Annotated in this window: 21 protein-coding genes and 2 pseudogenes; 9 read left to right on the top strand and 14 right to left on the bottom strand. The window is 70.1% G+C overall.

Translation table 11 applies throughout. The features are described from left to right. Positions 1-3: 3 nt before the first annotated feature. Both ACKTSN_RS30865 and ACKTSN_RS30860 read right to left on the bottom strand, forming a co-directional pair. Positions 4-828 carry an Fpg/Nei family DNA glycosylase gene (locus ACKTSN_RS30865; RefSeq protein ID WP_409472107.1) on the bottom strand — a complete coding sequence of 275 codons (825 nt, stop codon included), beginning with the start codon at positions 826-828 and terminating at the stop codon, positions 4-6. Positions 829-1,087: 259 nt separating this feature from the next. Continuing rightward, the gene (locus ACKTSN_RS30860) at positions 1,088-1,573 is read right to left on the bottom strand and encodes a ribose-5-phosphate isomerase (RefSeq protein WP_409472106.1); all 486 of its coding nucleotides are present in this window, start codon (positions 1,571-1,573) and stop codon (positions 1,088-1,090) included. 229 nt (positions 1,574-1,802) lie between these two features. Here ACKTSN_RS30860 and ACKTSN_RS30855 point away from each other — a divergent pair, with 229 nt between their 5' ends. From ACKTSN_RS30855 to ACKTSN_RS30845, 3 genes and pseudogenes are all read left to right on the top strand, one after another. After that, positions 1,803-3,257, top strand: coding sequence for an amino acid permease (locus tag ACKTSN_RS30855; RefSeq protein ID WP_409472105.1), 1,455 nt, complete (start codon positions 1,803-1,805; stop codon positions 3,255-3,257). A gap of 354 nt (positions 3,258-3,611) precedes the next feature. Further along, a complete protein-coding gene (locus tag ACKTSN_RS30850) occupies positions 3,612-4,832 on the top strand; it encodes an RNA-guided endonuclease InsQ/TnpB family protein (protein WP_409472104.1) in 1,221 nt (406 codons plus the stop codon). Positions 4,833-4,951: 119 nt separating this feature from the next. Beyond that, positions 4,952-5,559 (top strand): annotated as a pseudogene (locus tag ACKTSN_RS30845) (hypothetical protein); the annotation flags it as partial. A 64-nt stretch (positions 5,560-5,623) separates the two neighbouring features. Here ACKTSN_RS30845 and ACKTSN_RS30840 read toward each other — a convergent pair. Further along, positions 5,624-6,208 carry a biotin transporter BioY gene (locus tag ACKTSN_RS30840; protein WP_409472103.1) on the bottom strand — a complete coding sequence of 195 codons (585 nt, stop codon included), beginning with the start codon at positions 6,206-6,208 and terminating at the stop codon, positions 5,624-5,626. 385 nt (positions 6,209-6,593) lie between these two features. On the opposite strand from ACKTSN_RS30840, the gene ACKTSN_RS30835 reads away from it, so the two are divergent. Both ACKTSN_RS30835 and ACKTSN_RS30830 read left to right on the top strand, forming a co-directional pair. Continuing rightward, the gene (locus ACKTSN_RS30835; protein ID WP_409472102.1) at positions 6,594-7,979 is read left to right on the top strand and encodes an amino acid permease; all 1,386 of its coding nucleotides are present in this window, start codon (positions 6,594-6,596) and stop codon (positions 7,977-7,979) included. Between the two features lie 108 nt (positions 7,980-8,087). Continuing rightward, positions 8,088-8,729, top strand: a complete 642-nt coding sequence (locus ACKTSN_RS30830) for a superoxide dismutase (protein WP_409472101.1) — start codon at positions 8,088-8,090, stop codon at positions 8,727-8,729. A 114-nt stretch (positions 8,730-8,843) separates the two neighbouring features. Here the strand turns inward: ACKTSN_RS30830 and ACKTSN_RS30825 are convergent. Beyond that, positions 8,844-9,508 (bottom strand): annotated as a pseudogene (locus ACKTSN_RS30825) (DsbA family protein). Positions 9,509-9,647: 139 nt separating this feature from the next. On the opposite strand from ACKTSN_RS30825, the gene pepN reads away from it, so the two are divergent. After that, positions 9,648-12,227 (top strand): aminopeptidase N, encoded by a 2,580-nt coding sequence (gene pepN / locus ACKTSN_RS30820; protein WP_409472100.1) that lies wholly within the window; start codon positions 9,648-9,650, stop codon positions 12,225-12,227. A 299-nt stretch (positions 12,228-12,526) separates the two neighbouring features. Then, positions 12,527-13,576, top strand: coding sequence for a hypothetical protein (locus ACKTSN_RS30815; RefSeq protein WP_409472099.1), 1,050 nt, complete (start codon positions 12,527-12,529; stop codon positions 13,574-13,576). 99 nt (positions 13,577-13,675) lie between these two features. Here the strand turns inward: ACKTSN_RS30815 and ACKTSN_RS30810 are convergent, their stop codons facing one another. The 4 genes from ACKTSN_RS30810 to ACKTSN_RS30795 form a co-directional block, all read right to left on the bottom strand. Then, the gene (locus tag ACKTSN_RS30810) at positions 13,676-15,445 is read right to left on the bottom strand and encodes a TIGR03767 family metallophosphoesterase (RefSeq protein WP_409472098.1); all 1,770 of its coding nucleotides are present in this window, start codon (positions 15,443-15,445) and stop codon (positions 13,676-13,678) included. 237 nt (positions 15,446-15,682) lie between these two features. Further along, entirely contained in the window at positions 15,683-16,138 is a 456-nt protein-coding gene (locus ACKTSN_RS30805) for an NUDIX hydrolase (RefSeq protein ID WP_409472097.1), read from the bottom strand. 9 nt (positions 16,139-16,147) lie between these two features. After that, positions 16,148-17,035: a pyridoxamine 5'-phosphate oxidase family protein gene (locus ACKTSN_RS30800; protein ID WP_409472096.1), complete on the bottom strand. Its 888-nt coding sequence runs from the start codon at positions 17,033-17,035 to the stop codon at positions 16,148-16,150. Between the two features lie 2 nt (positions 17,036-17,037). Then, on the bottom strand, positions 17,038-17,481 hold the full coding sequence (locus tag ACKTSN_RS30795; protein WP_409472095.1) for a VOC family protein: 444 nt from the start codon (positions 17,479-17,481) through the stop codon (positions 17,038-17,040). Between the two features lie 127 nt (positions 17,482-17,608). On the opposite strand from ACKTSN_RS30795, the gene ACKTSN_RS30790 reads away from it, so the two are divergent. Beyond that, positions 17,609-18,151 carry a CGNR zinc finger domain-containing protein gene (locus tag ACKTSN_RS30790; RefSeq protein ID WP_409472094.1) on the top strand — a complete coding sequence of 181 codons (543 nt, stop codon included), beginning with the start codon at positions 17,609-17,611 and terminating at the stop codon, positions 18,149-18,151. 75 nt (positions 18,152-18,226) lie between these two features. On the opposite strand, the gene ACKTSN_RS30785 is transcribed toward ACKTSN_RS30790, so the two are convergent. Genes ACKTSN_RS30785 through ACKTSN_RS30775 form a run of 3 tightly spaced genes read right to left on the bottom strand, consistent with a single transcriptional unit; the run spans position 18,227 to position 19,946 of the window. Beyond that, positions 18,227-18,610, bottom strand: coding sequence for a hypothetical protein (locus tag ACKTSN_RS30785; protein WP_409472093.1), 384 nt, complete (start codon positions 18,608-18,610; stop codon positions 18,227-18,229). Further along, a complete protein-coding gene (locus ACKTSN_RS30780) occupies positions 18,610-19,125 on the bottom strand; it encodes a hypothetical protein (protein ID WP_224739468.1) in 516 nt (171 codons plus the stop codon). The genes ACKTSN_RS30785 and ACKTSN_RS30780 overlap by 1 nt, the downstream gene beginning before the upstream one ends. 26 nt (positions 19,126-19,151) lie before the next feature. After that, positions 19,152-19,946 (bottom strand): hypothetical protein, encoded by a 795-nt coding sequence (locus tag ACKTSN_RS30775; RefSeq protein ID WP_409472092.1) that lies wholly within the window; start codon positions 19,944-19,946, stop codon positions 19,152-19,154. A gap of 378 nt (positions 19,947-20,324) precedes the next feature. Between ACKTSN_RS30775 and ACKTSN_RS30770 the strand changes: the two genes are divergently transcribed. Continuing rightward, the gene (locus ACKTSN_RS30770) at positions 20,325-23,615 is read left to right on the top strand and encodes a S8 family serine peptidase (RefSeq protein ID WP_409472091.1); all 3,291 of its coding nucleotides are present in this window, start codon (positions 20,325-20,327) and stop codon (positions 23,613-23,615) included. Between the two features lie 84 nt (positions 23,616-23,699). Here ACKTSN_RS30770 and ACKTSN_RS30765 read toward each other — a convergent pair whose 3' ends face one another. Genes ACKTSN_RS30765 through ACKTSN_RS30755 form a run of 3 tightly spaced genes read right to left on the bottom strand, consistent with a single transcriptional unit; the run spans position 23,700 to position 25,706 of the window. Next, a complete protein-coding gene (locus tag ACKTSN_RS30765) occupies positions 23,700-24,404 on the bottom strand; it encodes a hypothetical protein (RefSeq protein ID WP_409472090.1) in 705 nt (234 codons plus the stop codon). Continuing rightward, entirely contained in the window at positions 24,401-24,928 is a 528-nt protein-coding gene (locus ACKTSN_RS30760; protein ID WP_409472089.1) for an RNA polymerase sigma factor, read from the bottom strand. The genes ACKTSN_RS30765 and ACKTSN_RS30760 overlap by 4 nt, the downstream gene beginning before the upstream one ends. A 58-nt stretch (positions 24,929-24,986) precedes the next feature. Then, a complete protein-coding gene (locus ACKTSN_RS30755) occupies positions 24,987-25,706 on the bottom strand; it encodes a hypothetical protein (protein WP_409472088.1) in 720 nt (239 codons plus the stop codon). Position 25,707 lies beyond the last annotated feature (1 nt).

The raw sequence follows: 25,707 nt of genomic DNA, 5'->3' as shown, positions 1-25,707 counted from the left end.
GCGTCACGGCGTCTGGCACTCCGGGCACCAGAAGAGGTTGCGGGCGGCGAGATCGGCGGTGCGGATCTCGCCGCCACAGATGTGGCAGGGCAGGTCGGCCCTGCGGTAGACGTAGACCTCGCCGCCGTGGTCGTCGACGCGCGGCGGGCGGCCCATCGCCTCCGGGGTGTGCTCGGGGCGGACGGTGTCGATGCGGTTGTTGCGGACACCCTCGCGCATGAGCTCGACGAGGTCCGCCCAGATGGCGTCCCACTGCGCGGGGGTGATGTCCTTGCCCGCGCGGTACGGGTCGATGCGATGCCGGAAGAGGACCTCGGCACGGTAGACATTGCCGACGCCCGCGATGACCTTCTGGTCCATGAGCAGGGCGGCGATGGTCGTACGGCTGCGGGAGATCCGCCGGTAGGCGAGGTGCGGGTCGGCGTCCTCACGTAGGGGATCGGGGCCGAGGCGGTCGTGTATCGCACGCTTGTCGCCGTCCGTGATCAACGCACAGGTCGTGGGGCCGCGGAGATCGACGTACGACGCGCTGTTCGCGAGGCGGAGGCGGACGGTGTCCGTGGGCGGGGGTGCGGGGGCGCTGGCGCTGGCCTCGCCGAGGGTCACCTTGCCGAAGAGGCCGAGGTGGATGTGGATCCAGTCGGCGTCCCGGAAACCGAGGAAGAGGTGTTTGCCGTGGGCGTCGGCGGTGTGGAGGGTTGAGCCGTCGAGGAGGGCTGCAGCGTCGGAGAACTTACCCTGGGGGCTGGTGACGTGGACGGGGCCGCGGTTCTTGAAGCGGGCGGCGTAGTCCTGGGCCAGGCGGTGGATGGTGTGGCCCTCGGGCACCGTGCGGGTCCTTTCTTACGCCGTTGCGATCACCTGCGGTGGGCGGGACGCGTGCGTTGTGCTTCCGCGAGGCTCGCCCACCCGCCCACCCGTCTCGGTCAGTTCAGGGGTGAACGCCCCTGGGGCTCCGCCCCAGACCCCGGCGGGGACTGCGTCCCCTGCACCCCTCGCGGGGCTTCGCCCCTGCACCCCGGCGGGAGCTGCGTATCCCGCACTTCGACGCCGGGCCCCGCCCTCCCCCGGCCACGCCGAGAGTCCGTTACCGCTGAGGGTGATGCGGCGGGATCGGCGGGAGGTCGCCCGTCGTCTCGTACGTGGTCAGCATCTCGATGCGGCGTGCGTGGCGTTCGTCGCCTGAGAACGGGGTGTTCAGGAACGTCTCCACGAACTTCGTCGCCTCGTCGAGGGTGTGCATGCGCGCGCCCACCGCGACCACGTTGGCGTTGTTGTGCTGGCGGCCCAGCGACGCCGTCTCCTCGCTCCAGGCGAGCGCCGCGCGCACGCCCTTCACCTTGTTCGCGGCGATCTGCTCGCCGTTGCCGGAGCCGCCGATCACGATGCCGAGGGCTTCGGGGTCTGCGGCCGTGCGCTCGGCGGCGCGGAGGCAGAAGGGCGGGTAGTCGTCCTGGGCGTCGTAGATGTGGGGGCCGCAGTCGACGGGGTCGTGGCCGGCCGCCTTGAGCCACTCGACGAGATGGTTCTTGAGTTCAAAACCGGCATGGTCGGAGCCGAGGTACACGCGCATGGAAACGAGTGTGTCATGCCGGTTTCGGGGCGGGCGCGCCGGGTCGGCGAGGCGGAAAGTGTGAGTAACACTACAGAATCTCAAGAAAACCTCAAGTAACGATCCGGAATCAAAGGTTCCCGAATTCGTTCACCTCCGATTCACTGGACCGATTCGTACCCCCCCCGCACACCGCTCGGGCGGGCTCGTACGGGGAAACTGCTCGACCGGCGCAAAGGAAACCCGTCCCATGACTTCGCAGCCGACCCTGACGAAGGCCGGAACCGGCCCCGGAGGCACCGGTGACCCCGGCCACGGCCTCCAGGCCGGGCTCAAGAACCGTCATCTGTCGATGATCGCCATTGGTGGTGTCATCGGCGCAGGCCTGTTCGTCGGGTCCAGCTCCGGTATCGCCACCGCCGGCCCCGGCATCCTCCTGTCGTATGCCCTCGTCGGCACGCTCGTCGTGCTCGTGATGCGGATGCTCGGTGAGATGTCCGCGGCGAATCCGACGTCCGGTTCGTTCTCGGCGCACGCCGACCGCGCGCTCGGGCCCTGGGCCGGGTTCTCCATCGGCTGGCTGTACTGGTTCTTCTGGGTCGTCGTGCTGGCGGTGGAGGCGACCGCTGGGGCCGCGATTCTGGAGGGGTGGATTCCCGCCGTGCCCCAGTGGGGGTGGGCGCTGATCGTGATGGTGGTGCTGACCGCCACCAACCTCGTCTCCGTCGGTTCCTACGGCGAGTTCGAGTTCTGGTTCGCCGGGATCAAGGTCGTCGCGATCGGAGCGTTCATCGTCGTCGGCGGGCTCGCCGTCTTCGGTGTGCTGCCCGGGGTCGACAGTGAGCAGGCCGGGCTCTCCAACCTCACGGAGCACGGCGGCTTCCTGCCCAACGGGCCCGGCGCCATCCTCACCGGTGTGCTGCTCGTCGTCTTCTCCTTCATGGGCAGCGAGATCGCGACCCTCGCGGCCGGCGAGTCCGAGGACCCGCAGCGGGCCGTGACCAAGTCGACCAACAGCATCATCTGGCGTATCGCCGTGTTCTATCTGGGGTCGATCTTCGTCGTCGTCTCCCTGCTGCCCTGGAACTCCCCCGCCATCGCCGAGAAGGGCTCCTACGTCGCCGCCCTGGACTCCCTCGGCATCGCGCACGCCGGTCAGATCATGAACTTCATCGTGCTAACGTCGGTGCTGTCCTGCCTCAACTCCGGCCTCTACACCGCTTCCCGGATGGCGTTCTCGCTGGGCGAGCGCGGGGATGCGCCGAAGGCCTTCGCACGGACGACGGGTCGCGGTGTGCCGCGGACGGCGATTCTCGTCTCCGTCGTGTTCGGGTTCGTGGCCGTGTTCTTCAACTACAAGTTCCCGGACTCCGTCTTCCTGTTCCTCGTCAACTCCTCCGGGGCCGTGGCCCTGTTCGTCTGGCTCGTCATCTGCTTCTCGCAGCTGCGGATGCGGAAGATCATCCAGCGGGAGGCGCCGGAGAAGCTGGTCGTGCGGATGTGGCTGTACCCGTATCTGACCTGGGCGACGGCCGCGCTGATCGTGTTCGTGCTCGGCTACATGCTGACCGACACCGAGCACGACGGACGCAAGACCGTGCTGCTGTCGCTGCTGGTCGCGGCCGTGGTGCTGGTGATCGCCGTGGTCCGGCAGAAGCGCCGGGGTGCCGTCGGTGCTCCCGGCAAGGTGTCGGTGGGCGACTGACGCGCCGCTTCGTGAGTGGTCGAGGGCCCCGTGGCTTCGCGCCGCGGGGCCCTCGGTGTCGTAGGCCGTCAGGGGTCGTTCGTCACCTGTTTCTTGCGATTCCTCCCCGGCGTTCCCGCGGGGGAGGAATCGCATACGGGTGTTGCGGCGCGGAGCGTCGCCGCATCCGGTTCAGGGCGCGGAGTGCCCGTACGGCTGCCCGGCACCCGAGGAGATGTGAACATGTGTGCCCGGAGTCGCTGACTGGGGTGGCGACTGTGGGATCTGGGTACGTGTGTGCGGCGGTCGTCCGTATGGTCCTTCGGAGGGTTCGGGATGTCATGGCATCCCGGCCGGGGACCGTGAGGGGGCGAGATGGCGCAGGTGGGGGCGGTTGCGGAGGCCGGGCACGCCCGATACTCCTACCGGCTGCGTGTGTCGTCTGCCGCCCGTACTGTCCTGGTGGCGGAGTGGGACCGTTGCCGGTGGGTGTGGAACGAATGTGTGGCCAAGTCCAAGGCCGTACACCTGCACAACAAGGCGACCGGGGAGAAGCAGACGTGCGGTCCGGCTCAGCTCGACAGGATGCTGACCGAGGCCCGTACCCGTATGCCGTGGCTGCGTGAGGGCTCATCGGTCCTGCAGCAGCAGATCATCCGCGACTTCGGCCGCTCCCGCGCCAAGGCGCTCAAGGACATCAAAGAGCACCTGCCCATGGCACGCCGGGCCGGGATGCCGAAGTGGAAGACCAAGCACGAGGCACTGCCGAGCCTCAACTACACCCAGCGCGGGTTCCGCCTGAAGGGCGGCCAGTTGCACCTGGCCGGGGGCATCGTGGTGACGGTGGTGTGGTCGCGGGAACTGCCGGCTGAGCCGTCCTCGGTGCGCGTGTACCAGGACAGCATCGGGCACTGGTACTGCTCGTTCGTCGTGCCCGCCCAGGTGCAGCTGCTGCCGGAGACCGGCCGCGTGATCGGTATCGACTGGGGCGTGAAGGAGACCGCCACCACCACCTCCGACGCCCACGATCTCCCCCACGCCGAGCACGGCAGGAAGGCCGCCGCGAAGCTGTCGCGGTACGACCGGATGATGGCCCGCCGCAAACCCGCCAAGGGACAGGCGGCATCCAAGGGCTACCGCGCGGCGAAGAAGCTGCGGGCGAAGGCGTACAAGAAGGTCGCCAGGCAGCGCGAGGACACCGGTCGCAAGTGGGCCAAGAAGGTTGTCCGCGACCACGACGCCATCGCGGTGGAGGACTTCCGTCCGAGGTTCCTCGCCAAGACCACGATGGCCCGCAAGGGTGCCGACGCCGCCATCGGCGCCACCAAGGCCGCTCTGGTCGAGATGGGCCGCAAGCACGGGCGGGACATCCGCCTCGTACACCCCGCGCACACCACGATGGACTGCGCGCACTGCGATGCGAGAGCCAAGCATCGCCTGCCGCTGGGTGAGCGCACCTACACCTGCACCGCATGCGGAACCGTGTCCCCGAGGGACAAGAACTCCGCACGCGTGATGCTCGTCCGGGCTGGTCTCAACCCGGCTGGTGCCGATGGCGGAAGACCTCCTGGAGCGCTGCTCCAGGAGGCGGCCTGAGCCAGGAATCCCCTCCTTTCAGGGAGGGGAGGATTCAAGTCCCGGCGCCAGCCCTCGGGGGTCTTCCACGCGAACCCTCCGGCCTCCTCTCGCGCGCCCGGCGGGAGGCTCGGCGGCCCGGGAGGAAGGACGTCGACGAGGCACCGGCAGGGTGGAACTGACCACGCTGCTGCCCGAGAAGATCTCGGTCGACAACGGTTCGGAGGAAACGGCGATCACCGCCACGGTGAAGAATGAGGGGACAGCGGACAGGAGGCCGATCAGGCTCTGGGTCGTCGGTTTCGGCGGGCTGACGGTCAGGAATGTCCCCGGCTGCTCCCCGATCGCCGAAAAGGATCTGCCCGAGGGTTCGAACAGCGGATTCAGCTGTTCGCTCGACAGTCTCGCCGCCGGCGCGTCGAAGTCGTACGACGTCGACGCGACCTACGACCTGGGCAGGACCGGGAAGATCTGCCTGCCCGTCCAGAACGGTGACGGAAGCAAGACGTTCTGGCAGCAGGGCCCGGTTCCGTTCGGTACGACGAACCCGTCACCGAACGCCCCGGCCACGCCGCTGCTGCTCGGCACCGACAACAAGCCGGTCGCGCCGGGCGGCGACGAGCTGCCCAGGACCGGCGTCGGACGGGACGTCCTGCCGCCGGCCGCGGCCGGCGGGGCGCTGGTCATGGCCGGAGCGGCGGGCCTGTGGTGGTCGCAGCGGCGGCCGAGGCGGCCACAGGAGGGATGAGCACCGAAAGACACCGACCGGGGCGCGGGAAACCGCGCCCCGGTCGGTGTCTGGCGGCACTCGGTCAGCGCTTGTCGACGAGCTTCCAGGCGGTGGGCAGCACGCCCATCGCCAGGGCGGCCTTCAGGGCGTCGCCGATCAGGAACGGGGTGAGGCCGGCCGCGATCGCGGCAGAGGCGGACATGCCGGTGGCGAGGGCCAGGTAGGGGACGCCGACGGCGTAGATGATCGCCTCGCCGAGCAGCATCGCGCCCGCCATGCGCCACGGGGAGCGGTCGGCGCCGCGACGGGCCAGGGCCCCGACGGCGGTGGCGGCGAGCAGCAGGCCGATGACGTAGCCGAAGGACGGGGCGGCCGCACCGGAGCCGCCCTCCGCGAACCACGGCACACCGGCGATGCCGGCCAGCGCGTACAGCGCGAGCGACAGGAAACCGCGACCGGCGCCGAGGGCCGTGCCGACGAGCAGCGCGGCGAAGGTCTGGCCGGTCACCGGCACCGGGGAGCCCGGTACGGGCACGGCGAGCTGGGCCGCGAGGCCGGTGAGCACGGCACCGCCGGCCACCAGGGCGACGTCCCGGACACGGGAGGAGGGAAGCAGGTCGGCGAGGACCCGTCCCTGGAGGGCGGGGGTGGCGGCAGCGGTGCTCATGGGGACTCCGCGAGTGAGGGCGGTTCGGGACACCGTGACGCTAACCCAGTGCGCCTGAGCCCGACACCGTCACCGCTCGACAAAGGCGGGAGCCGCGGTGTGGTGGGCTCTGTACAAAGAGTGGTGGCTACACGTGAGTGGGCGTGATGCTGGTCACTGAGGTGGGGATGCGTGCGTCACGAGGGGCGGACGGGGAGCGGACTGTAGGGTTCCACCAATCCGCATGTCCCACCCACATTCACTCGGGCCACCCCGTGAGCGTAGCCGTACACTCCGTGTCTCCGGTGTCCGGATAGTGAACACCGCGCCCCGCGAGTGGGACCGCCGCCCAGACTGTGGGCGTTTTACCCCTCTCCCGTACGAACGTAATGGACGAGCCGCGCCCATGCCCAGCACCCCTGTCGAGACGCCGCCGAAGTCGGACGCGTCCCTTTCCCATGGCCTGAAGCAGCGCCACCTGTCGATGATCGCCCTCGGTGGCGTGATCGGCGCCGGGCTGTTCGTCGGCTCCGGCGCCGGTATCGCCGCTGCCGGGCCCTCGATCGTCGTCGCCTACATCCTCTCCGGCCTCCTGGTGATGCTGGTGATGCGGATGCTGGGCGAGATGTCCGCCGCGTATCCCTCCTCGGGGTCCTTCTCCGCGCATGCCGAGCGGGCGATCGGGCCGTGGGCCGGGTTCACCGCGGGCTGGTCGTTCTGGGTGCTGCTGTGCACGGCCGTCGGCCTGGAGGGCATCGGCGCCGCGAAGATCGTCACCGGCTGGCTGCCGGGCACGCCGGAGTGGGCGTGGGTGGCGCTGTTCATGGTGGTGTTCTGCGGGGCCAACCTTGCCGCGGTGAAGAACTTCGGCGAGTTCGAGTTCTGGTTCGCGGCGCTGAAGGTCGGCGCGATCTCGCTGTTCCTGGTGCTCGGCGTGCTGGCAATCGCGGGCGTCCTGCCGGGCACGGACGTGCCGGGGACGGCGAACCTCACCGGTGAGGGCGGTTTCCTCCCGAACGGCAGCGAGGGCCTGATCATCGGTCTGCTGGCCTCGGTGTTCGCCTACGGCGGCATGGAGACGGTCACCATCGCGGCGGCCGAGTCGGAGAACCCGATCAGTGGCGTGGCGAGCGCGGTCCGTACGGCCATGTGGCGCATCGCCCTCTTCTACATCGGCTCGATGGCGGTCGTCGTCACCCTCGTCCCCTGGGACTCCGAGGAGATCGTCGAGAAGGGCCCGTACGTCGCCGCCCTCGACCACCTCGGCATCCCCGGTGCCGGCCAGCTGATGAACGTCGTGGTCCTGGTGGCGCTGCTGAGCGCCATGAACGCCAACATCTACGGCTCCTCGCGCATCGCGTACTCACTCGTCGAGCGCGGGCAGGGACCGAAGACTCTCGGCCGAGTGTCGGCCGGGGTTCCGCGGATCGCCGTCCTCGCGTCGTCCGTGTTCGGCTTCGTGTGCGTGGTGCTGAGCTACTGGCGGCCGGACGACGTCTTCCCCTGGCTGCTGAACATGATCGGCACGGTGATCCTGGTCGTCTGGATCTTCATCGCGGTCTCCCAGCTGCGGCTGCGGAGGCGGCTGGAGCGTGAAGCGCCGGACAAGCTGGTCGTGCGGATGTGGGCGTTCCCGGCGCTGACCTGGGTCGCGCTGGCGGGCATGGTGGCGATCTTCGTCCTGATGGCGCGGGAGCCGGACACCCGGGTGCAGCTGTACTCGACGGGCGGTATGACGCTGTTTCTGGCGGTCGTCGGGTACGCGTGGCAGAAGGCGCGCGCCAGGAGCTGACCCGGCGTCCCGACGGCTCGAAGGCCCCCGTGTGGATCACACGGGGGCTTTTCTGCTGTTAGCTTGTTGTTGCAAGCTACTTGCAATAAGCCTCTGAGGGGACCCTCCATGCCCGTCTACACACTCCCGGAACTGCCCTACGACTACTCCGCGCTCGCCCCCGTGATCAGCCCCGAGATCATCGAGCTGCATCACGACAAGCACCACGCGGCGTATGTGAAGGGCGCCAACGACACGCTGGAGCAGCTCGCCGAGGCGCGGGACAAGGAGCAGTGGGGCTCGATCAACGGCCTGGAGAAGAACCTGGCCTTCCATCTGTCCGGGCACATCCTGCACAGCATCTACTGGGGCAATATGACCGAGGACGGTGGCGGGGAGCCCCTCGCCGTGGACGGGGTGGGCGACCTCGCGGACGCCATCACCGAATCGTTCGGCTCCTTCGCCGGGTTCAAGGCGCAGATGACCAAGGCGTCGGCCACCACCCAGGGCTCCGGCTGGGGTGTGCTGGCGTACGAGCCGCTGAGCGGTCGGCTGATCGTCGAGCAGGTCTACGACCACCAGGGCAACGTCGGCCAGGGCGCGACGCCGATCCTCGTCTTCGACGCCTGGGAGCACGCCTTCTACCTGCAGTACAGGAACCAGAAGGTGGACTTCATCGAGGCCATGTGGCAGGTCGTCAACTGGCAGGACGTGGCCCGGCGTTACGAGGCCGCGAAGTCCCGGGCGGATGTGCTGCTGCTGGCGCCGTAACGGCCCGTCGAGTCGTCCTGTCTCGTGATCGTCTTCTCACCTTTCACGCGGCAGGCGGAGAAAAGGGGCGGCCCCGCGAGGACGTGACTCGCGGGGCCGCCTCCGTTGTGGAGCTCACAGGTTGCTGAAGTCCGGCCCCTTGGTGCGGGTGCGCTTGATCTCGTAGAAGCCGGGGACCGATGCCACCGCGAGGGTGCCGTCCCACAGGCGGGCGGCCTCCTCGCCCTTGGGGGCGGGCGTGACGACCGGACCGAAGAAGGCGATCTCCTCGCCGTCGGGGCCGGGGACGGAGATGACCGGGTGCCCACCTCCTGGCCGACCTTGTCGATGCCCTCCTTGTGCGAGGCGCGCAGCTGGGCGTCGAACTCGAAGTCCTCCTGGTCGAAGTAGTCGATCAGGTCCGCGGGCAGGTCCGCCTCGGCCAGGGCGGCGGCGACGGACTCCCGGGTCGGGCCCTCGCCACGGTTGTGGAAGCGGGTGCCCAGAGCGGTGTAGAGCGGGCCCAGGACCTCGGCACCGTGCTTCTGCCAGGCCGCGGTCACCACCCGGGCCGGCTGCCAGGCCGTCTTCGCGAGCATCTCCCGGTATTCCTCGGGCAGCTCGTCCAGCTTGTCCTCGTTCAGCACCGCCAGGCTCATGATGTGCCAGTGCACCTCGATGTCACGGACCTTCTCCACCTCCAGCACCCAGCGGGAGGTCATCCACGCCCACGGGCACAGGGGGTCGAACCAGAAGTCGACGCGGGTCTTCTTGCCGGAGGTCGTCGCGGTCTCGGACATGGCTCTCCTCGGTAAGCGGTCTTTTAACGCGCAACATCGACCGTCCCCCCGAGCATTCCCTGCTGCCTGGCGTCAGGGGCACATGGCAGGATCGGTCCTGATCAGCCGTAGCCGAGACCAGCCTGAGGGAGCGCCGCCCGTGCCCGGTGAGAATCTGTCCCGCGACGAGGCCCGGGAGCGGGCCGCCCTGCTGTCCGTCGACGGGTACGAGGTGTCCCTCGACGTGCGCTCCGCGGTGGGTGCCGACGCCGGGGACGGCGGGCCGCGGACCTTCCGGTCCGTGACCACGATCCGGTTCCGCTGCGCCGAGCCGGGCGCGGCCGGCTTCGCGGACCTGATCGCGCCGAGCGTCACCGCGGTCTCGCTCAACGGCAGGGACCTCGACCCCAGCGAGGTCTTCGACGGCACCCGCATCCTGCTGGAGGACCTCGCCGCCGACAACGAACTGATCGTCGACGCCCAGTGCGCCTACTCGCGCACCGGCGAGGGCCTGCACCGCTTCGTCGACCCCGAGGACGGCGAGGTGTACCTGTACACCCAGTACGAGCCGGCCGACTCCCGCCGGGTCTTCGCCACCTTCGAGCAGCCGGATCTGAAGGCGCCCTTCCGTTTCGAGGTGCAGGCGCCGGAAGGCTGGACGGTGTGGAGCAACGGTGTCGGCCAACTCGCCGACGGGGTATGGCGGTTCGCGGAGACCAAGCCGATCTCCACGTACATCACCTGCGTGGTGGCGGGTCCGTACCACTATGTGACGGACACGTACTCCCGCACCTTCGGCGACGGTACGACGCTGGAGATCCCCCTCGGCGCCATGTGCCGCAAGGGCCTCGCGCCCTACTTCGACTCCGACGACGTCTTCCTGGTCACCAAGCAGGGCCTGGACTTCTTCCACGACCACTTCGACTACCCGTACCCCTTCGGGAAGTACGACCAGGCGTTCGTGCCCGAGTACAACCTCGGCGCGATGGAGAACCCGGGGATGGTGACCTTCCGGGAGGAGTTCATCTTCCGCGGCAAGGTGACGCGGGCGTCGTACGAGGGCCGGGCGAACGTGATCCTGCACGAGATGGCGCACATGTGGTTCGGCGACCTGGTCACCATGGAGTGGTGGGACGACCTGTGGCTGAAGGAGTCCTTCGCCGACTTCATGGGCGCCTTCTCACTGGTCGGCGCGACCCGTTTCAAGGACGGCTGGATCACCTTCGCCAACCGGCGCAAGGCGTGGGCGTACCGCGCCGACCAGCTGCCCTCCACGCACCCGATCACGGCGGACATCCGTGACCTGCAGGACGCGAAGCTCAACTTCGACGGCATCACGTACGCCAAGGGGGCTTCGGTTCTGAAGCAGCTGGTGGCGTACGTCGGCCAGGACGCGTTCCTGGAGGGCGCGCGGCGCTACTTCAAGCGGCACGCGTACGGCAACACGCGGCTCGGCGATCTGCTGTCGGTGCTGGAGGAGACCAGCGGCCGGGACATGGGGGCGTGGGCGCGGGCGTGGCTGCAGACGGCGGGCGTCAACTCGCTGACCCCGCAGGTGCTGCTGGACGCCGAGGGCCGGATCGACGAGCTGGCGGTGGTGCAGGAAGCCGCGGAGTCGCACCCGGAGCTGCGTCCGCACCGGGTGGCGGTGGGTCTGTACCGGCGGGGCGCGGACGGGGCGCTGGAGCGGTACGCGCAGACCGAGGCGGACGTCGACGGGCCGCGGACGGTCGTGACGGAGCTGGCGGGCGCCGAGGCGCCGGAGCTGGTGCTGGTCAACGACGACGACCTGACGTACTGCAAGACCCGCTTCGACGAGACGTCCCTGGCGACGTTGCGTGCCGCTCTCGGCGGCATGACCGACCCGCTGGCGCGCGCCCTGTGCTGGTCGGCGCTGTGGAACATGACGCGGGACGCCCTGCTGCCGGCGCGGGAGTTCATCGGCCTGGTGCTGAAGTTCGCGGACCGGGAGTCCGACATCGGTGTGCTGCAGATGCTGCACGCGTGGGCCGAGTCGGCGCTGACGCACTACGCGGCGCCGGAGTGGCGGGAACAGGGCTCCCGGCTGCTCACTCAGGGCGCGGTGGTCCAGCTGTACGCCGCCGAGCACGGCAGCGAACACCAGCTGGCGTGGGCACGGTTCTTCGCCCGGGTGACCGACGAGCCGGGCTTTCAGCTGCTGACGGGCCTGCTCGACGGCTCGGCGACGGTCGACGGTCTGGAGGTCGACCAGGAGCTGCGCTGGGCGCTCCTGGACACCCTGGCCACGCACGGCGTCGTCGGCGAGAAGGAGCTGGCCGCCGAACTGGCCCGGGACGACACCGCGTCCGGCAAGCGCCACCAGGTGCGCTGCCTGGCCGCGCGGCCGTCGGCGGCGGTGAAGGCGCAGGCGTGGGCGCAGGTGGTCGAGTCGGACGCGCTGTCCAACGCCCTGGTCGAGGCGACCATCGCGGGCTTCACCCAGCCGTCGCAGCGGGAGTTGCTCGCACCGTACGCCGAGAAGTACTTCGCGGCGATCGAGCGGGTGTGGGCCGAGCGGTCCATCCAGATCGGCATGGACGTGGTCCGGGGCCTGTTCCCGGCGCTCCAGCAGTCGCAGGCCACGCTGGACGCGACGGACGCCTGGCTCGCGGCCCACGAGGACGCGGCGCCGGCGCTGCGGCGACTGGTGCTGGAGGCACGGGACGACCTGGCGCGGGCGCTGCGGGGGCAGGCGTGCGATGTGGCTGCCGCCGGCTAGGCGTGTGATGCGGGCCAGCTGTCGCCGGGGCGGGTTTGCCGGGGCCCGGCGCTGAGGGCTGTGCCCGCCCTCCCCCATCGCCCTGCGGAACGACTGCCCACAGCCAGGCGGCGGTCGCGGGGCGGTCGTAAGTCGTTACTGAATCCGGGTAATCGGAACCGTAACCCTTCTGGCCCACCTGAACGGACCAGGGGGTTTCGGCATCCGAACATCCGTCCTTTAGGGCGAGCTTGTCCGGAATTGTCGACGGGCGTGTAACAGCGGTTAGGGAGCCGTTCGGGTACGGGAACTTCGGGGTCATGAACCACAACACCCCGCTCTCCCCCCGCCCCCTGCGTCACCTCTCCGAGGTGCACCGCCGTGTCATGACGGCCGCCCAGCTCCGCTCGCACGGTGTCCCCGCCGCGGAGATGAACGAGCAGTGCCGCTCCGGCGGCCCCTGGCAGCAGATCCTGCCGGGCGTGTTCCTCCTCCACCCCGGCCCGCCGACCAGCGAGGAGCGGCTGCACGCGGTGCTGATGTACGCGGCCCGCGAGTCGTCGCCGGGCGTGCCCTCCCAACCGGGCGCGGACGAACCGCACCGTCCCGTGTACGCCGAGGCGATGATCACCGGTCTCGCGGCGCTGAACCTGCACGGTTTCTCGGCCGCTCCCCCGCTGCTCTCCCTGGACCGTATCGACGTCCTGGTCCCCCGGCTGCGCCGGCTCCGCTCGACGGGCTGTGTGCGCATCGTCCGCACCTCGGCCCTGCCCACCCCCCAGCAGGTCATCGGCGTACCGGTGGCTCCGGTGCCGCGCGCGCTGGCCGACGCGGTGGCGGATCTGGCGGACGCGGGTGCCGTGCGCCGGCTGCTGACCGAGGCGGTGCGCGGCCGACACTGCGAACCGGCGGTGGTGGTACGGGAGTTGACCAACGCGAAGCTGCTGAGCCGACCGCATGTGGTGGACGCGGTGGACTCGCTGCTGGCCGAGGGCCGGGCGATCGCGGAGGACCGGCTGTACCGGATGGTGCGGGAGTACGGTCTGCCGGACCCGGTCTGGAACGTCGATCTGCGGCTGCCGGGCGGCCCCCACCTCGGCGGTCTGGACGCCTACTGGCCGGAGCAGGCGGTCGCGCTCGAGCTGGACACCCGGGCGCCGCGTCAGGGCCATCGGCAGGACGACGACGGGCTGTGGTCGGAGTACGCCCGCAAGCGTGAGCACCTGGAGCGGCTGGGCATCACGGTCGTCCACGTCACGCCGAAGAAGCTGCGGGACTCGATGGAGCAGCAGGCGACCGTCGTCCGTACGGCGCTGATGGCGTCGGCGGACCGGGACCCGGCGGCGTATGTCGTGGTGCTGCCCCGGTAGTGACGGACCGGGACAGTCGCCAGGAGGGGAGAGGAGGGGCCACCGAACCCGGCGGCCCCTCCTCGTGCATGGCCCGGCCGCGCCCCGGTCGGTCGGGTTTCAGCCCTTCTTCAGCAGGAGCTCGGTGTTGCGGTCGCGTGAGGTGCCGGCCAGGTCGGTGCGGGCGCCGGGGGCGTTGAAGGAGAGTTCGCGGTAGAGGGCGGCGAGGCCGGTCTGGGAGAGGTCGGTGAAGTCCGTGCGGTGCGGGGCCGCCGACTCCACCAGCGTGGTGAAGACCGACAGGGTGCCGTCCTTGTTGTCGACCAGTTCGATGACCCGGGCGAGCTGCGGGAAGTCGACGTGCGAGGCGGTGGAGATCTCCCAGAAGGAGTGGCCGGCGGAGCCGGTGTGCGGGGTGATGTCGTTGCGGTGGATATGGCCGTTCACCCAGGCGAGGACGTTGCGGTGGCGACCGAGCACGGCGAGGACGTCGTCGCCGTTGTGTCGGCGCTCGTTCGGACGGGCCGGGTCGGGGCGCGGGTTGTCCATCGTCTTGCTGGTGTGATGGCTGAAGACGATCGCGTACGAGTCCCTGTTCTCGCGCAGCGTGCGGTCCAGCCAGCGCAGCTGCGCCGAGCCGATGGAGCCCGCGTAGTGGCCGCCGGGATCGGTGGTGTCGAGGCTGATGCCGATGACGTCGTCGGCGATGCGGAAGCTGTAGTACTGGGTGCCCGCCTCCACGTTGGCCGTGGAGTAGCCGTGGCCGACCGGGCCCGGGCCGGTGTACGCGGGGTCGAGGTGGGCCTTGACGTACTCGGCCGGGGTGTAGGGGGCGCGGCGCTCGTCCGGGGTGATGGGGCGCAGGTCGCGGGTGTGGGCCTTGAGCAGGTCGCGGAACTGGGTGCCGATCGGGTCCGTGGCCTGCTTGATGGTGTCCTGGAGCTTCTTCGCCTCGGCCGGGGCGAGGCTCATCAGCTTCCTGCCGCCGACGGCGAAGTCGGCGAGGTAGGGGTCGCCGTGGCCGTAGCAGCCGAGCGGGAGGGAGTCGTGGTTGCCGACGGTGGAGTACCAGGGCAGGTTGAGGCCGGGGCTCTGCAGTTCGCGGACGGCGGCGGCGAGGAAGCCGTCGAGGTGCGGGAAGCCGCGCTCCTTGTCGGCGTCGCGGACGCTGGAGTCGGGCTGCCAGAACTGCTTCAGGCCGCTGTTCTGGACGCCCTCGTAACGGCGCGGGTCACCGGAGTTGGGGGTGATGCGGCCGCCGCTCATGACGGTCAGGAACCACTCCAGTTCGGTGCGGGCGTTGTTGTCGGTGTTGTCGCCGGTCGTCATGGCGAAGTGCAGCGGGGCGCCGGTGACGGGGGCGCCCCGCAGCGCGTTGACCCGCTCGACCAGTGAGACAGCACCCTGCACGGTCAGCAGTTCCTGCGGCCGCCAGGCGTGCACGTCGGTGGAGCGCAGGAACTCCAGGCGCAGCGGGTGCTGGGCGTCGATGAGGTGCAGGTCGGTGAGCTGCACGAACGCGGCCAGTGCGGTACGGCGTTCGCCGCGGCCGGATTTGGGGGCGGCGAGCTCGTTGCGTACGACGCGCCGCCAGCCGGGGCCGTCGCCGAGCCGGCGGTAACCGGAGCTGGTGCGGGGCGCGGCGACGGTGGCGAGGGTGGTGCCGCGGGTGTACGGGGCGAGCGGCCCGACGGGCGCCTTGCGGGAGGACGCGATCGGCGCCTCGCCCTCCGGGGCCGCGGCGGCGGGCGCGGCCTCGCTGTCGGTGGGGCGCAGGGCGTAGCCGACACCGGCGGACAGGGACACCGCTCCGGCGGCGGCGAGGACCGTACGGCGGTTGACCGCCAGTGCGGAGGCGGCGGAGCTGGCGACAGAGCGTGTGCGCGACATGGCGCTTCTCTCCCCGAGTGCGAACGCGTCGGCAGTGGTCGCGGACGGCCGCGTCGCGAACCCCCCGCTCGCTCTGGATCGTTGGCACCGGGAATGACCTGCGCGTTAATGAGACGCCAACGGGCAGCGCCGATCACCGTACGTCGATCTTGAGCTACCCTGCGCGCCCACGGCCGCTCGTCGAACGGCCCGTGGGCGGTCACTCGGCGTTCATCTGACGGGGTAACACCCCTGTTTCTAGGGCAGGTCGACGCGCCCCGCGGCCGGGCGTTCGCGCCACAGTTTCAGGCCCAGGTCGACCAGCCCGATGCGGCGCAGCGCGGGCACGGCGTCCAGCTCGTGCCAGGCGGCCATGTCGGTGGAGCCCCCGATCTCGTGCCGCAGTTCGCCGCCGACGACCGTCCCCTCGTACACGAGGCGTACGCCGTGGTGGTCGGTCGCCGGGCGGAAACGGCGGCCGGGAAAGGTGCGGTGGAGGGAGTGGACGCCGAGGATGCCGGTGACCTCGATGCGGTAGCCGGTCTCCTCGCGCACCTCACGGCGGACGGTGTCGTAGGGGTCCTCCCCGTGTTCCATGCCGCCGCCGGGCAGCACCCACTCGGGGGTGCCGTCGGGTGCCGGGGAGCGGGCGAGCAGGACCTGGCCGTCGCGGACGCATATGGCGTAGGCCGCCACCCTCAGCTTCTTGCGCACGCAGGGACGTTAACGCGCCGGCTCCGGGTTGGCAGGCGAGTATTCGGGCGCGGACCAGCGCAGCGGGACGGCCGACGGGCTCTCGACGGCCTCCTGGACGGTGAAGTGGACCGTGCGCCGGCCGTCGGGGGCGAACTCGGTGCGGGCCTCACCCGTCAGCTGGAGCGTGGTGCCGGTCGTCCAGTCGAGGAGGAGCAGGCCCGCGCGCGGGTCGGCGACGAGGTTGCCGAGGGTCAGGAACATGGCGTTGCCGGGGTAGTCGAGCCAGGTCAGTTCGGTTGGTGACGCGACACGTACGAAGCCGGGGTTGCCGCCCCGGTGACTGGTGTCGGCGCCGTCCGGGTGCACGGTGGCGAGGAAGAAAGTGTCGGCCGCCTCGATGAACTCGGCCTGCGTGGGGGTGAGTTCCGTGGCGTGCCGGGGCGCTTGCGGCATGCGGTCGGGCAGCAGCTCGTACGCCTCCCTCTTCTGGAGGTATTTGGGGCAGTTGGAGAAGACCCGGTCGGCCTCGATCGCGAAACCCCGCGCCGTGGGCTCGGCACGTCCGTTGAGGCGCATACGGCGGCGGGTGCGGGGGTCCAGGGTGAGGGTACCGACGGGGGTGCCCAGGGTGGCCAGGGCCGTCGCGAGCGGGTCGGTCAGGGGTGGCCGAGACGCCACGGAGACGCGGTGCGGGCCGGTGGCGCGGACGAAGCCGGGGGTGCCGGTGAGCGGCGAGGCCCACACCCTGCCGGTCGCCGGGTCGGCGGCGCCCAACACCAGCAGCGGTTGCAGTTCCAGGAAGGCTGCGGCGACCGGTCGGATGCCCGGACCGACGGACCGGCCGACGTGGTCGGCGAGGTCACGGACGCCGACGCGGTCCTGCACGGCGCGCGAGCCTTCGTGATAGACGCCCATGGCTAGAAGAAACCGCAGGTCGGAGCAGACTCGGTGGGTGCCGGGGCGCCCTCGACGCCGCTCGGGACGGAGATCTCCAGGCGGGTGCCGTCGGGGTCGTGGAAGAAGATGCCGCCCGAGGCCGCGCCCTCACTGTGGGCCACCACTCCCTCGTACGCGAACTCCGCCCCGTACGCCCGCAGCGCCGCCTCGTACTTCCTGACCTGCTCGATCGAGTCCGCCTCCAGCGCGAGGTGGTGCAGGCCGGCGCGGCCGCCCTCGTACGGCTGCTGCGCCTGCTGCCAGAGAGTGAGGACCAGGTGTCCCTCCTCGCCCAGGAACGCGTACCGCCGGTCGTCCTCCTTGCCCTCCGCCAGCAGGGCGAAGCCGAGAACGTCGCGGTAGAAGGCGAGCGAGCGGTCGAGGTCGGTGACGTTCAGGCCGATGTGGCCGGTGCGCAGGGTCATGGCTGTGCCCTTCCGTAGATCACTGACTGCACTGATATAACCTCTCTACTTGAGATTAGCGGTTAGAATCGGTGAGCGTCAACCGGTCACGTACTCTTGAACGGTTAGCGGTGAAGGGAGTCCACACATGTCCGCCGTCCGCGATCCGCGCCCGCTCACCGGTGAGCCGCTCTCGCTCGACCTGCTCAACACACGGTGGATCGCGGACGGGACCGCGCGAGACCTGCTCGCCGACACCGACGGGCTCGCGGTCTGGCTTGCCACGAACGGGCTCGATGACCGTTTCGCCGCCGACGCGGCGACCCTGCGGCACCTACTGCAGGGGCGCGACGCCCTGACGGCCGCGGTCGACGGGTCGTTGGAGAAGGGTGCGGACCTCGTCGACGCCGTCCTCTCCCACGGGCGGATCCGGGCCGTCCTCACCGCCGAGGGGCCGGGCGAGCGGGCCGAGTTCCGGGACGCGGCGTGGGGGCCGGCCTGGCTCGCCGCGCGCGACTACCTGGAGTTGCTCACCACCGCGCCGGACCGGATCCGCCACTGCGCCCACGAGGCATGCGTGCTGCACTTCTTCGACACCTCGCGCAACGGCACGCGCCGCTGGTGCTCGATGGCGGCGTGCGGCAACCGCGCGAAGGCGTCCCGGCACTACGCGCGGTCGCGGGAGGCCTGACGCGAGCACACGGAAGGGCGGGCCCCCGACTGCGGGGACCCGCCCTTTCCTGACCTGCCGCGGTGTGCGAGCCGTTCAGTCGCCCTTGGCCCGGATACCTCCGATATTGATCTCGCTGCAACTGCGTTCGATGAACTCCCCCACGGCGAAGCTCGCCTCGCGGGCGTCCTTCTCGTCCTCGGGGTCGAAGTGCTCGTACCAGTCGAGCAGGGCGTCGAAGTCGCCGCGGACGCCGTCCGGCGCGAACTCCCGCACCTCCTCAAGAATGTGGTGCTTCTTGTGGAGTGTCAGGTCATGCGCGCTCTGCAGGTCCAGGGGGCTCGCCGCCCGGCAGAAGGAGTCCTGGGCCTTGCGGTCTGCGAAGTTGTTCGCTGTCGCCCACTGGTAGCCCGTGATTCCCACGCCGAGGGCGACGACGACCGACGCGACTCCCACGCGCAGGCCCGTGCGCCGCGCCATCACGTGCCCGCCTGGATCGCGTTCAGGTCGTGGGTGTCGAACTTGTAGTAGGCGGACTGGACAGTGCTGCGCATGCAGGAATTGTTGTCCGTGTCATTGCTCTTCGAGCGGTGGCCCAGGTCGCCGGTGTGACCGAATTCGTGGCACCCCATGACGAGCCATTCCCAATCGCTGTGGTACATGGCGGTGTTGAACTGGATGGTGATGACGTCACAGGACGTCCACAGCGCGTTCCAGTCCTTGCACCGGGTCTGGGCCGCCCAGTCCACTCCGGTGGTCTTGTAGTCGTGGACCTCGATGTCCCCGCCGCCCCATGAGGTGCTGATCACGCTGCGTTCGAGCTGCTGCTTCCCCCATTCCATGGCCCCCTGACCCTTCACGGTCAGATTGAATCCCTTGACGGCCTGGCTTCTGTTGTCCGGGTCGAACCCGTCGTCGTCGTGGCTCGCATGGGCCGGCGAGGACAGGGAGGCCAGCAGCACTCCCGCCACCGCGATCCAGGGCGCGCGTGTCACACGTGGCATTTTCTCTCCCGTTTTCGTCAGCTGGAGGACGGGTACGGAGTGGGCTCCGAACCGTCGTTGGTGCCCAGGTCGGTGGGTTCCGCGGTCGGCGTCGCGATCGGCGCGCTCTCGTATCCGGTGGGCCCGGCCGCCGGCATATCGGCCGGGGTCGGCATGTCCTCGGGCGGGTTCTTCGTGTCGTAGATCTGCCGGAGGTAGATCGGCAGGGAGAACACGTCATAGCTCTCGATGCTCCCCGCCAGGGCCGAGCCCGGCTCCGCGGAGGAGTGGTAAAACCCCCACTCGTCGATCTCCGCCCGGCCCTCCGTGGAAATCACGTTCCAGCGGAGCGGATCGCTCGTCTTCAGCAGGAAGAACAGGTACTCCTTGCCGACCTCGCTCCAGGAATAGTTGTTGACCTGATATCCGTCGCCGCTGGCGTCCCAGCCCCATTCCTCGACGGTGATCGGGTCCGGGAATTTGTACCAGTTGTTCCGCGAGTACGCCTCGGTGACCTGGAGCGTGACATCGCGGGCCTGGGCGGCCGCGCTCTCCTCGCCCGGCTCGGCGGTCTCGTCGGCGCCCACGATGCGTCCCGGATTCACCGCGGTCACCTTCGCCCGGACCACTGCGACCGACGTCACCGCCATTTGCCCGACGCTTTCGAATTCCACGGATTCAACGGCGTGGGCGACCACTTCCGGCTCTTTGTCCAGGGCCCTGGCCTCGGCCGCCGGCTGCATGGCCACCCCGCCCGCCACACCACCCGCGACGACCACCACGGCCAGTGCGGCCGCCCAGATTCTCCATTTCGGGACGCGCGATTCCGGCATACGTATTCACCCTTCCGACCCCAACCCAATACACCAAGATCAACTGCGCGGCGATCGTAAAGGTTTGACGCAGGCATGGCAAGACACACTTCAACTTCCCTTTTCCGGAATGTCACGCTCCGCTCACTCACAACCGAGGGCCCTACGCGCGTAACGCCGCACACCTCCCCAGGGGAATGTCACAGCCCGCCCTCATACGTCCCCCATGACGCATGGCGGAATTACGCCATACCCCATAACGCCTCGGTCAACTCTCCCCAAACATCCGCCCCTTGCGTAAGGCTGAGCGGTCGTCCGGGATCACATTCCGGACTGCCGCGGCCAGGGCCGATCGGCCCGGTCGCTCCACGCTCGTTCCTTTACCTACAAGGGATGCCGATGACCCTCACCCCCCAGCGCGATCCGATATCGGGCGCGAGACGCGTGGCCCGCATTGCCGTGGCCGCCGGTCTGGTCGCCGCGCTCTCGGCGGCCGGCCCGATTCCGATAGCCGTCGCCGCCGACGCCCCCGCGGCGGCCGACCCCGGCGTCAAGTCGGCCCACGACAAGCTCGGTTCCGACGACGCGGACCTGCTCGCCGAGGCGAAGGCCGACGGCGACAAGACGGTCACGATGATGGTCGCCACCGCGCCGGGCAAGACCGAGCAGGTCGCCGAGCAGCTCGACTCGGTCGAGGGCGGCCTGGTGGGCCGTACCCACGACAAGCTCGGCTACGTCCGTGCCACCGTCCCGACCGGCAAGGCGGACGCGGCCATCGCCGCCGCCGTGAAGCTGTCCTCCGTGCACGGCATCGACCTGCGCGAGGAGATCCCGCTGGACGACCCGAGGCCGAACGGCTCACAAGAGGCCGGCGCCACGGGGACGTACCCCGCCCCCGGCAAGAAGACCCCCGCCGAGAACCCGTACAACCCCTCCTTCGAGACGGGCGCCGTCGAGTTCGTCGAGGACCACCCGAAGGCGGACGGCCGCGGCATCACCATCGGCATCCTCGACTCGGGCGTGGACCTGGGTCACCCGGCGCTGCAGAAGACGACGACCGGTGAGCGCAAGATCGTCGACTGGGTGACCGCCACCGACCCGGTCGCCGACGCGGACGGCACCTGGCGGCGGATGACCACCTCGGTCTCCGGCCCGATGTTCTCGATCACCACCGAGTCACTGGGCACCGAGACGTTCAAGGCGCCCGAGGGCACCTACAAGTTCAACTACTTCTCCGAGTCCGCCACCACCGGCGGCGACATGGCCGGCGACCTCAACCGCGACGGCGACAAGACGGACGTCTGGGGCGTGCTGTACGACGCCGCCTCGGGCACGGCCCGCGTCGACCTCGACGACGACCTCGACTTCACCGACGACCAGGCCATGAAGCCGTACAAGGACGGCTTGCAGGTCGGCTACTTCGGCACCGACGACCCGGCCACCGACGTCGTCGAGCGCATCCCGTTCGTCGTCGAGATCCGCAAGGACGTCGTCTACAACGCGGCGGGCGCCAAGGCTGACTACGTCAGCATCGGCGTCATCGAAGGCTCGCACGGCACCCACGTCGCCGGCATCACCGCCGCCAACGGCCTGTTCGGCGGCGAGATGAACGGCGCCGCGCCCGGCGCGAAGCTGGTCTCCTCCCGCGCCTGCACCTGGTCCGGCGGCTGCACCAACGTCGCGCTCACCGAGGGCATGATCGACCTCGTGGTCAACCGGGGCGTCGACATCGTCAACATGTCGATCGGCGGTCTGCCCGCGCTGAACGACGGCAACAACGCGCGCGCCGAGCTCTACACCCGCCTGATCGACGAGTACGGCGTCCAGCTGGTGATCTCCGCGGGCAACTCCGGCCCCGGCGCCAACACCATCGGTGACCCGTCCCTCGCCGACAAGGTGATCTCGGTCGGCGCGACCATCTCCAGGGAGACCTGGGCGGCCAACTACGGCTCGAAGGTGGAGAAGCGGTACGCGATGATGCCGTTCTCCTCGCGCGGCCCGCGTGAGGACGGCGGCTTCACTCCGACGCTGTCCGCGCCCGGCGCCGCGATCAACACCACGCAGACCTGGTCGCCCGGCGGCCCGGTCGCCGAGGCCGGCTACAGCCTCCCGGCCGGCTACTCGATGCTCCAGGGCACCTCGATGGCCTCCCCGCAGGCAGCCGGCGCCTCCGCGCTGCTGCTGTCCGCCGCCAAGCAGAAGGGCATCGACCTCACCCCGGCGACCCTGCGCACGGCGCTCACCTCGACCGCCGACCACATCAGCGGCGTCCAGGCCTACGAGGAGGGCGCGGGCCTGATCGACATCGTGGACGCCTGGGACGCCATCCGCGACGGCGCCACCGCCCACACGTACACGGTCAAGGCGCCGGTCGACACCGCGATCGACTGGGCGCTGAAGACGCCGGGTCACGGCACGGGCCTCTACGACCGTGAGGGCGGTCTGAAGGCCGGTCAGAAGAAGACGTACGAGATCACCCTCACCCGTACGTCCGGCGCCGACCGCGCGATCCGGCACGAGCTGGACTTCGAGAACAACGCCGGCGACACGTTCCGGATCGTCGGCTCCGACGAGGTGCGGCTGCCGCTGAACCAGCCGGTGACCGTCAAGGTGCAGGCCGCGCCACGGTCCGCGGGCCTGAAGAGCGCGATCCTCGAGGTCGACGACCCGCGCACCGAGGGCGTCGACAAGCAGGTCCTCAACACGGTCGTGGTCTCGGCGCCGCTGAAGTACACCTACTCCGCGTCGGGTTCGGTGCAGCGCAACAGCACGAAGTCGTACTTCGTGACCGTGCCCGAGGGCGCCAAGTCGCTCGAGGTGGCGATCGGCGGGCTGAAGGACAAGAGCCAGACCCGGTTCATCGCCATCCACCCGTACGGCGTCCCGGTCGACAACACCGGCACCCCGTACTGCTACAACAACTACCTCGACGGCAACGGCTGCAGGCCCGACGTGCGCTCGTACGCCGACCCGCAGCCCGGCGTCTGGGAGATCGAGGTCGAGTCGCGCCGTACGTCGCCGCTGCTCGACAACCCCTACAAGCTGGACGTCACCGTGCTCGGCACGGCCTTCGACCCGGAGACCGTGACCGTGCCCGAGGCCAAGGTCGGCACCCCGGCCGCCACCTCCTGGAAGGTGACGAACAACTACGCCGCGATCGACGGCAAGCTGGCCGGCGGACCCCTCGGCTCCTCCAAGACCACCCGCCCCACGATCAAGCAGGGCGAGGCCCAGACCACCACGGTCGAGGTGCCCGCGGGCGCCACGTCACTGGACGTCGTGATCGGCAACGTCTCCGACGCGGCCGCCGACCTGGACCTGACGGTCTACGACAAGAACGGTGACGTCGTCGGCCAGGACGCCGACGGCGACTCGGAGGAGCAGGTCTCCGTCGCCTCCCCGGCCGCCGGCACGTACACCATCGAGGTGTACGGCTACGCCATCCCGTCCGGCTCCACGGCCTACGACTACCGGGACGTCTTCTTCTCCGCCGCCCTGGGCACCGTGACCGTCGACGAGTCAACGCCGGTGAAGCTCGGCACGGGCGCCTCGGCGTCGGTCTCCGGCAGCGTCACCGCCGCCGCGGCCGCGCCCGAGGGACGTGAGTTCTTCGGGCAGGTCCAGCTCGTGAACGCGCGCGGCACGGTCGCGGGCGTCGGCAATGTGAAGATCGAGAAGGTCACGCCGTAACACCGTAGGTGGTACGGCTGGGGGGCGGGCGTCCGTGCGGGCGCCCGCCCCTTTCTCGTGTGCAGGAACCGGTGGGCGCAGGAATCAGCCGGCGCCGGAGCAGGCGAGGTCCTGCGCTCCCGGCAGCGCCTGCTCGACCAACTGCCGCCCCACGTCGAGGGCGTCACGGGCCGGCCCAGACTCGCCCTCAGGGTGGGAATCGCCTGCGCGGAAGGTCTGCGGGGGCTCGCCGGGCAGGCTGGACACCAGGACCAGCATGCGCGCCCCGGTCTTGTAGTACTCCGGGACGTTGGGCCCCTGGTCGGTGAAGATCAGCCGCCGCTCCCCGATCTCCGGCTTGTAGGAGCGGTCCACGTCAAGGACGATCCTGAACCGGTCGTCCCCGCCCAGCTGTTCGACCCGTGCCACCGTGCCCTCGGCGATGTCGCGGGAGCAGGCGACGAGCCCCTCCTCGGTGAGCAGGGCGTCGGAACCGCCGTGCACGGCGCCGTTGTGGGCCACGAGATATGCCGCACCCGTACCCAGCAGCGCGACGGCCACGGACGCGGCGAGGACGAACAGCCCCAGCCGCCGTCTCCGGGGCGCGGGAACGGGCACGGGCGCGGGGTCCGGCCGCTGCCCCGCGACGGCCTTGCGGGCCAACCCGTCCCCGATCCACCGCAGCTGCTCCCGTACCACGGTCATGTCCCGTTCCGCGGCCGCATGCCGCTCGGCGGCGTCCCCGCGCTCCTCGCGGGCCGGCTCACCCAGCAGGACCGCCATCAGCTCGTCGTCCTTCTCCACCCTCACACCGCCTCTTCCACGCGCAGCCGCTCCCGCAGGAGCTTCGCCGCCGCGTACAGCCTGCTCTTGACCGTGCCCAGCGGAATGCCCAGCTGCTCGGCGATCTGCGGCACCGACAGATCCGCGTAGTGGCGCAGGATCAGCACCTGCCGCTGGGCCGCGGGCAGGGCGTCGAGCCCCTCGGCGACGGCGAGGGCCAGCAGGCCGCTCTCCGGTCCGTCGTGGATCTGCGCGTCGGGCGCGCTCAGCAGGGTGAGCCGTTCGCTGACCCGTTCCTGCCGGTGCTTGCTGCGGTGCCAGTCCACGGCGAGGTTCGACGCCACCACCGTGGCCCAGGCCCCGACGTCACGCGGCGGGTCCTCCCCCCGCGCCCGGCGTTCCAGCAGGCGCAGCCGCACCTGCTGGAGCCCGTCCTGGAGATCGTCCTGCGGAACGCCGCCGAGGGCCAGAACGGCGCGGACCCGGTCGGCCTGCGCCGCGTCCAGCGGGTCCGCGTCCGCCTCCGCGTCGCGAGGTCTCCTGATCGGCACCGGTGTTCTCCCTCAGTCGTGTTTCTCCTATGACGTGCGAGCAGCACAGATCGTTCGATCATCCCTGACAGCCGAGGTCGCGCGACTCGGGCAACGCAGCGACGATCCAGGCCCGTTCGCGGGCGATGTTCTTCTCGCCGACGGTCCACAGGTCGGGCGAGGCGTCGTGCCGCGGGATGCCGATCAGGACGTGGTCGTTCTCGCGGAGGCGGGGGTCGGCGTCCTCGGCCATGACGAAGGTGACCTCGTCCTCGCCCTCGGCGGGCTTGTAGGAGCGGGTGACGTCCAGGGTGACGCGGTCCTGCTCGGTGCCGGGGACCGGGTCGACGGCGGTGACCGTGCCCTCGACGACGAGGCGCGCGCAGGCGAGGTAGCCGACGCGGCTCTGGGACGCGCTCCCCTCTTGCGCCGATTTGTCCGAGGTGGCGCTGCCGGCGCCGCTGTCGGTCGCGCTCATCCCGGCCCCGGACTGCACGACAAGCCACCCCATCCCTGCGACCACCGCGGCCGCACACGCCACAGCGAGCCCGCCGAGCGCGACCTTGAACCCCCGGCGCCTGGACTGCCGTACCGGAGCGGACTTCTCGGCCTTCCTCTCCGCAGGGGCGGCGGACAGCGCGTCCCCGATGATCCCCAACTGCTCGCGCAGCAACGCCACATCGGCGGCCGCCGACTGATGCTCCGCCATGAAGGCGGCGTCCGCGCGGGCCTCGTCCTTGAGCGGATCGTCGGTGATCGCGGCCATCAGCGCGTCGGCACCGTTGTGCTCGGCGGTCACG

This window comes from Streptomyces flavusporus (assembly GCF_046267975.1).
Taxonomy (GTDB): domain Bacteria; phylum Actinomycetota; class Actinomycetes; order Streptomycetales; family Streptomycetaceae; genus Streptomyces; species Streptomyces flavusporus.
Note: the sequence above shows the minus strand (reverse complement) of the source record. Positions and strands in the feature narration are given on the sequence as shown.

Excerpts from the sequence above, each read along its gene's own strand:
- ACKTSN_RS30815 (WP_409472099.1), top strand. The coding sequence starts at position 12,527 with ATGAACCACAACACCCCGCTCTCCCCCCGCCCCCTGCGTCACCTCTCC.
- ACKTSN_RS30850 (WP_409472104.1), top strand. The coding sequence starts at position 3,612 with ATGGCGCAGGTGGGGGCGGTTGCGGAGGCCGGGCACGCCCGATACTCC.
- ACKTSN_RS30795 (WP_409472095.1), bottom strand. The coding sequence starts at position 17,481 with ATGACCCTGCGCACCGGCCACATCGGCCTGAACGTCACCGACCTCGAC.
- ACKTSN_RS30855 (WP_409472105.1), top strand. The coding sequence starts at position 1,803 with ATGACTTCGCAGCCGACCCTGACGAAGGCCGGAACCGGCCCCGGAGGC.
- ACKTSN_RS30860 (WP_409472106.1), bottom strand. The coding sequence starts at position 1,573 with ATGCGCGTGTACCTCGGCTCCGACCATGCCGGTTTTGAACTCAAGAAC.
- ACKTSN_RS30810 (WP_409472098.1), bottom strand. The coding sequence starts at position 15,445 with ATGTCGCGCACACGCTCTGTCGCCAGCTCCGCCGCCTCCGCACTGGCG.
- ACKTSN_RS30770 (WP_409472091.1), top strand. The coding sequence starts at position 20,325 with ATGACCCTCACCCCCCAGCGCGATCCGATATCGGGCGCGAGACGCGTG.
- ACKTSN_RS30800 (WP_409472096.1), bottom strand. The coding sequence starts at position 17,035 with ATGGGCGTCTATCACGAAGGCTCGCGCGCCGTGCAGGACCGCGTCGGC.
- ACKTSN_RS30830 (WP_409472101.1), top strand. The coding sequence starts at position 8,088 with ATGCCCGTCTACACACTCCCGGAACTGCCCTACGACTACTCCGCGCTC.
- ACKTSN_RS30835 (WP_409472102.1), top strand. The coding sequence starts at position 6,594 with ATGCCCAGCACCCCTGTCGAGACGCCGCCGAAGTCGGACGCGTCCCTT.
- ACKTSN_RS30790 (WP_409472094.1), top strand. The coding sequence starts at position 17,609 with ATGTCCGCCGTCCGCGATCCGCGCCCGCTCACCGGTGAGCCGCTCTCG.
- ACKTSN_RS30840 (WP_409472103.1), bottom strand. The coding sequence starts at position 6,208 with ATGAGCACCGCTGCCGCCACCCCCGCCCTCCAGGGACGGGTCCTCGCC.
- ACKTSN_RS30775 (WP_409472092.1), bottom strand. The coding sequence starts at position 19,946 with ATGCCGGAATCGCGCGTCCCGAAATGGAGAATCTGGGCGGCCGCACTG.
- ACKTSN_RS30785 (WP_409472093.1), bottom strand. The coding sequence starts at position 18,610 with ATGGCGCGGCGCACGGGCCTGCGCGTGGGAGTCGCGTCGGTCGTCGTC.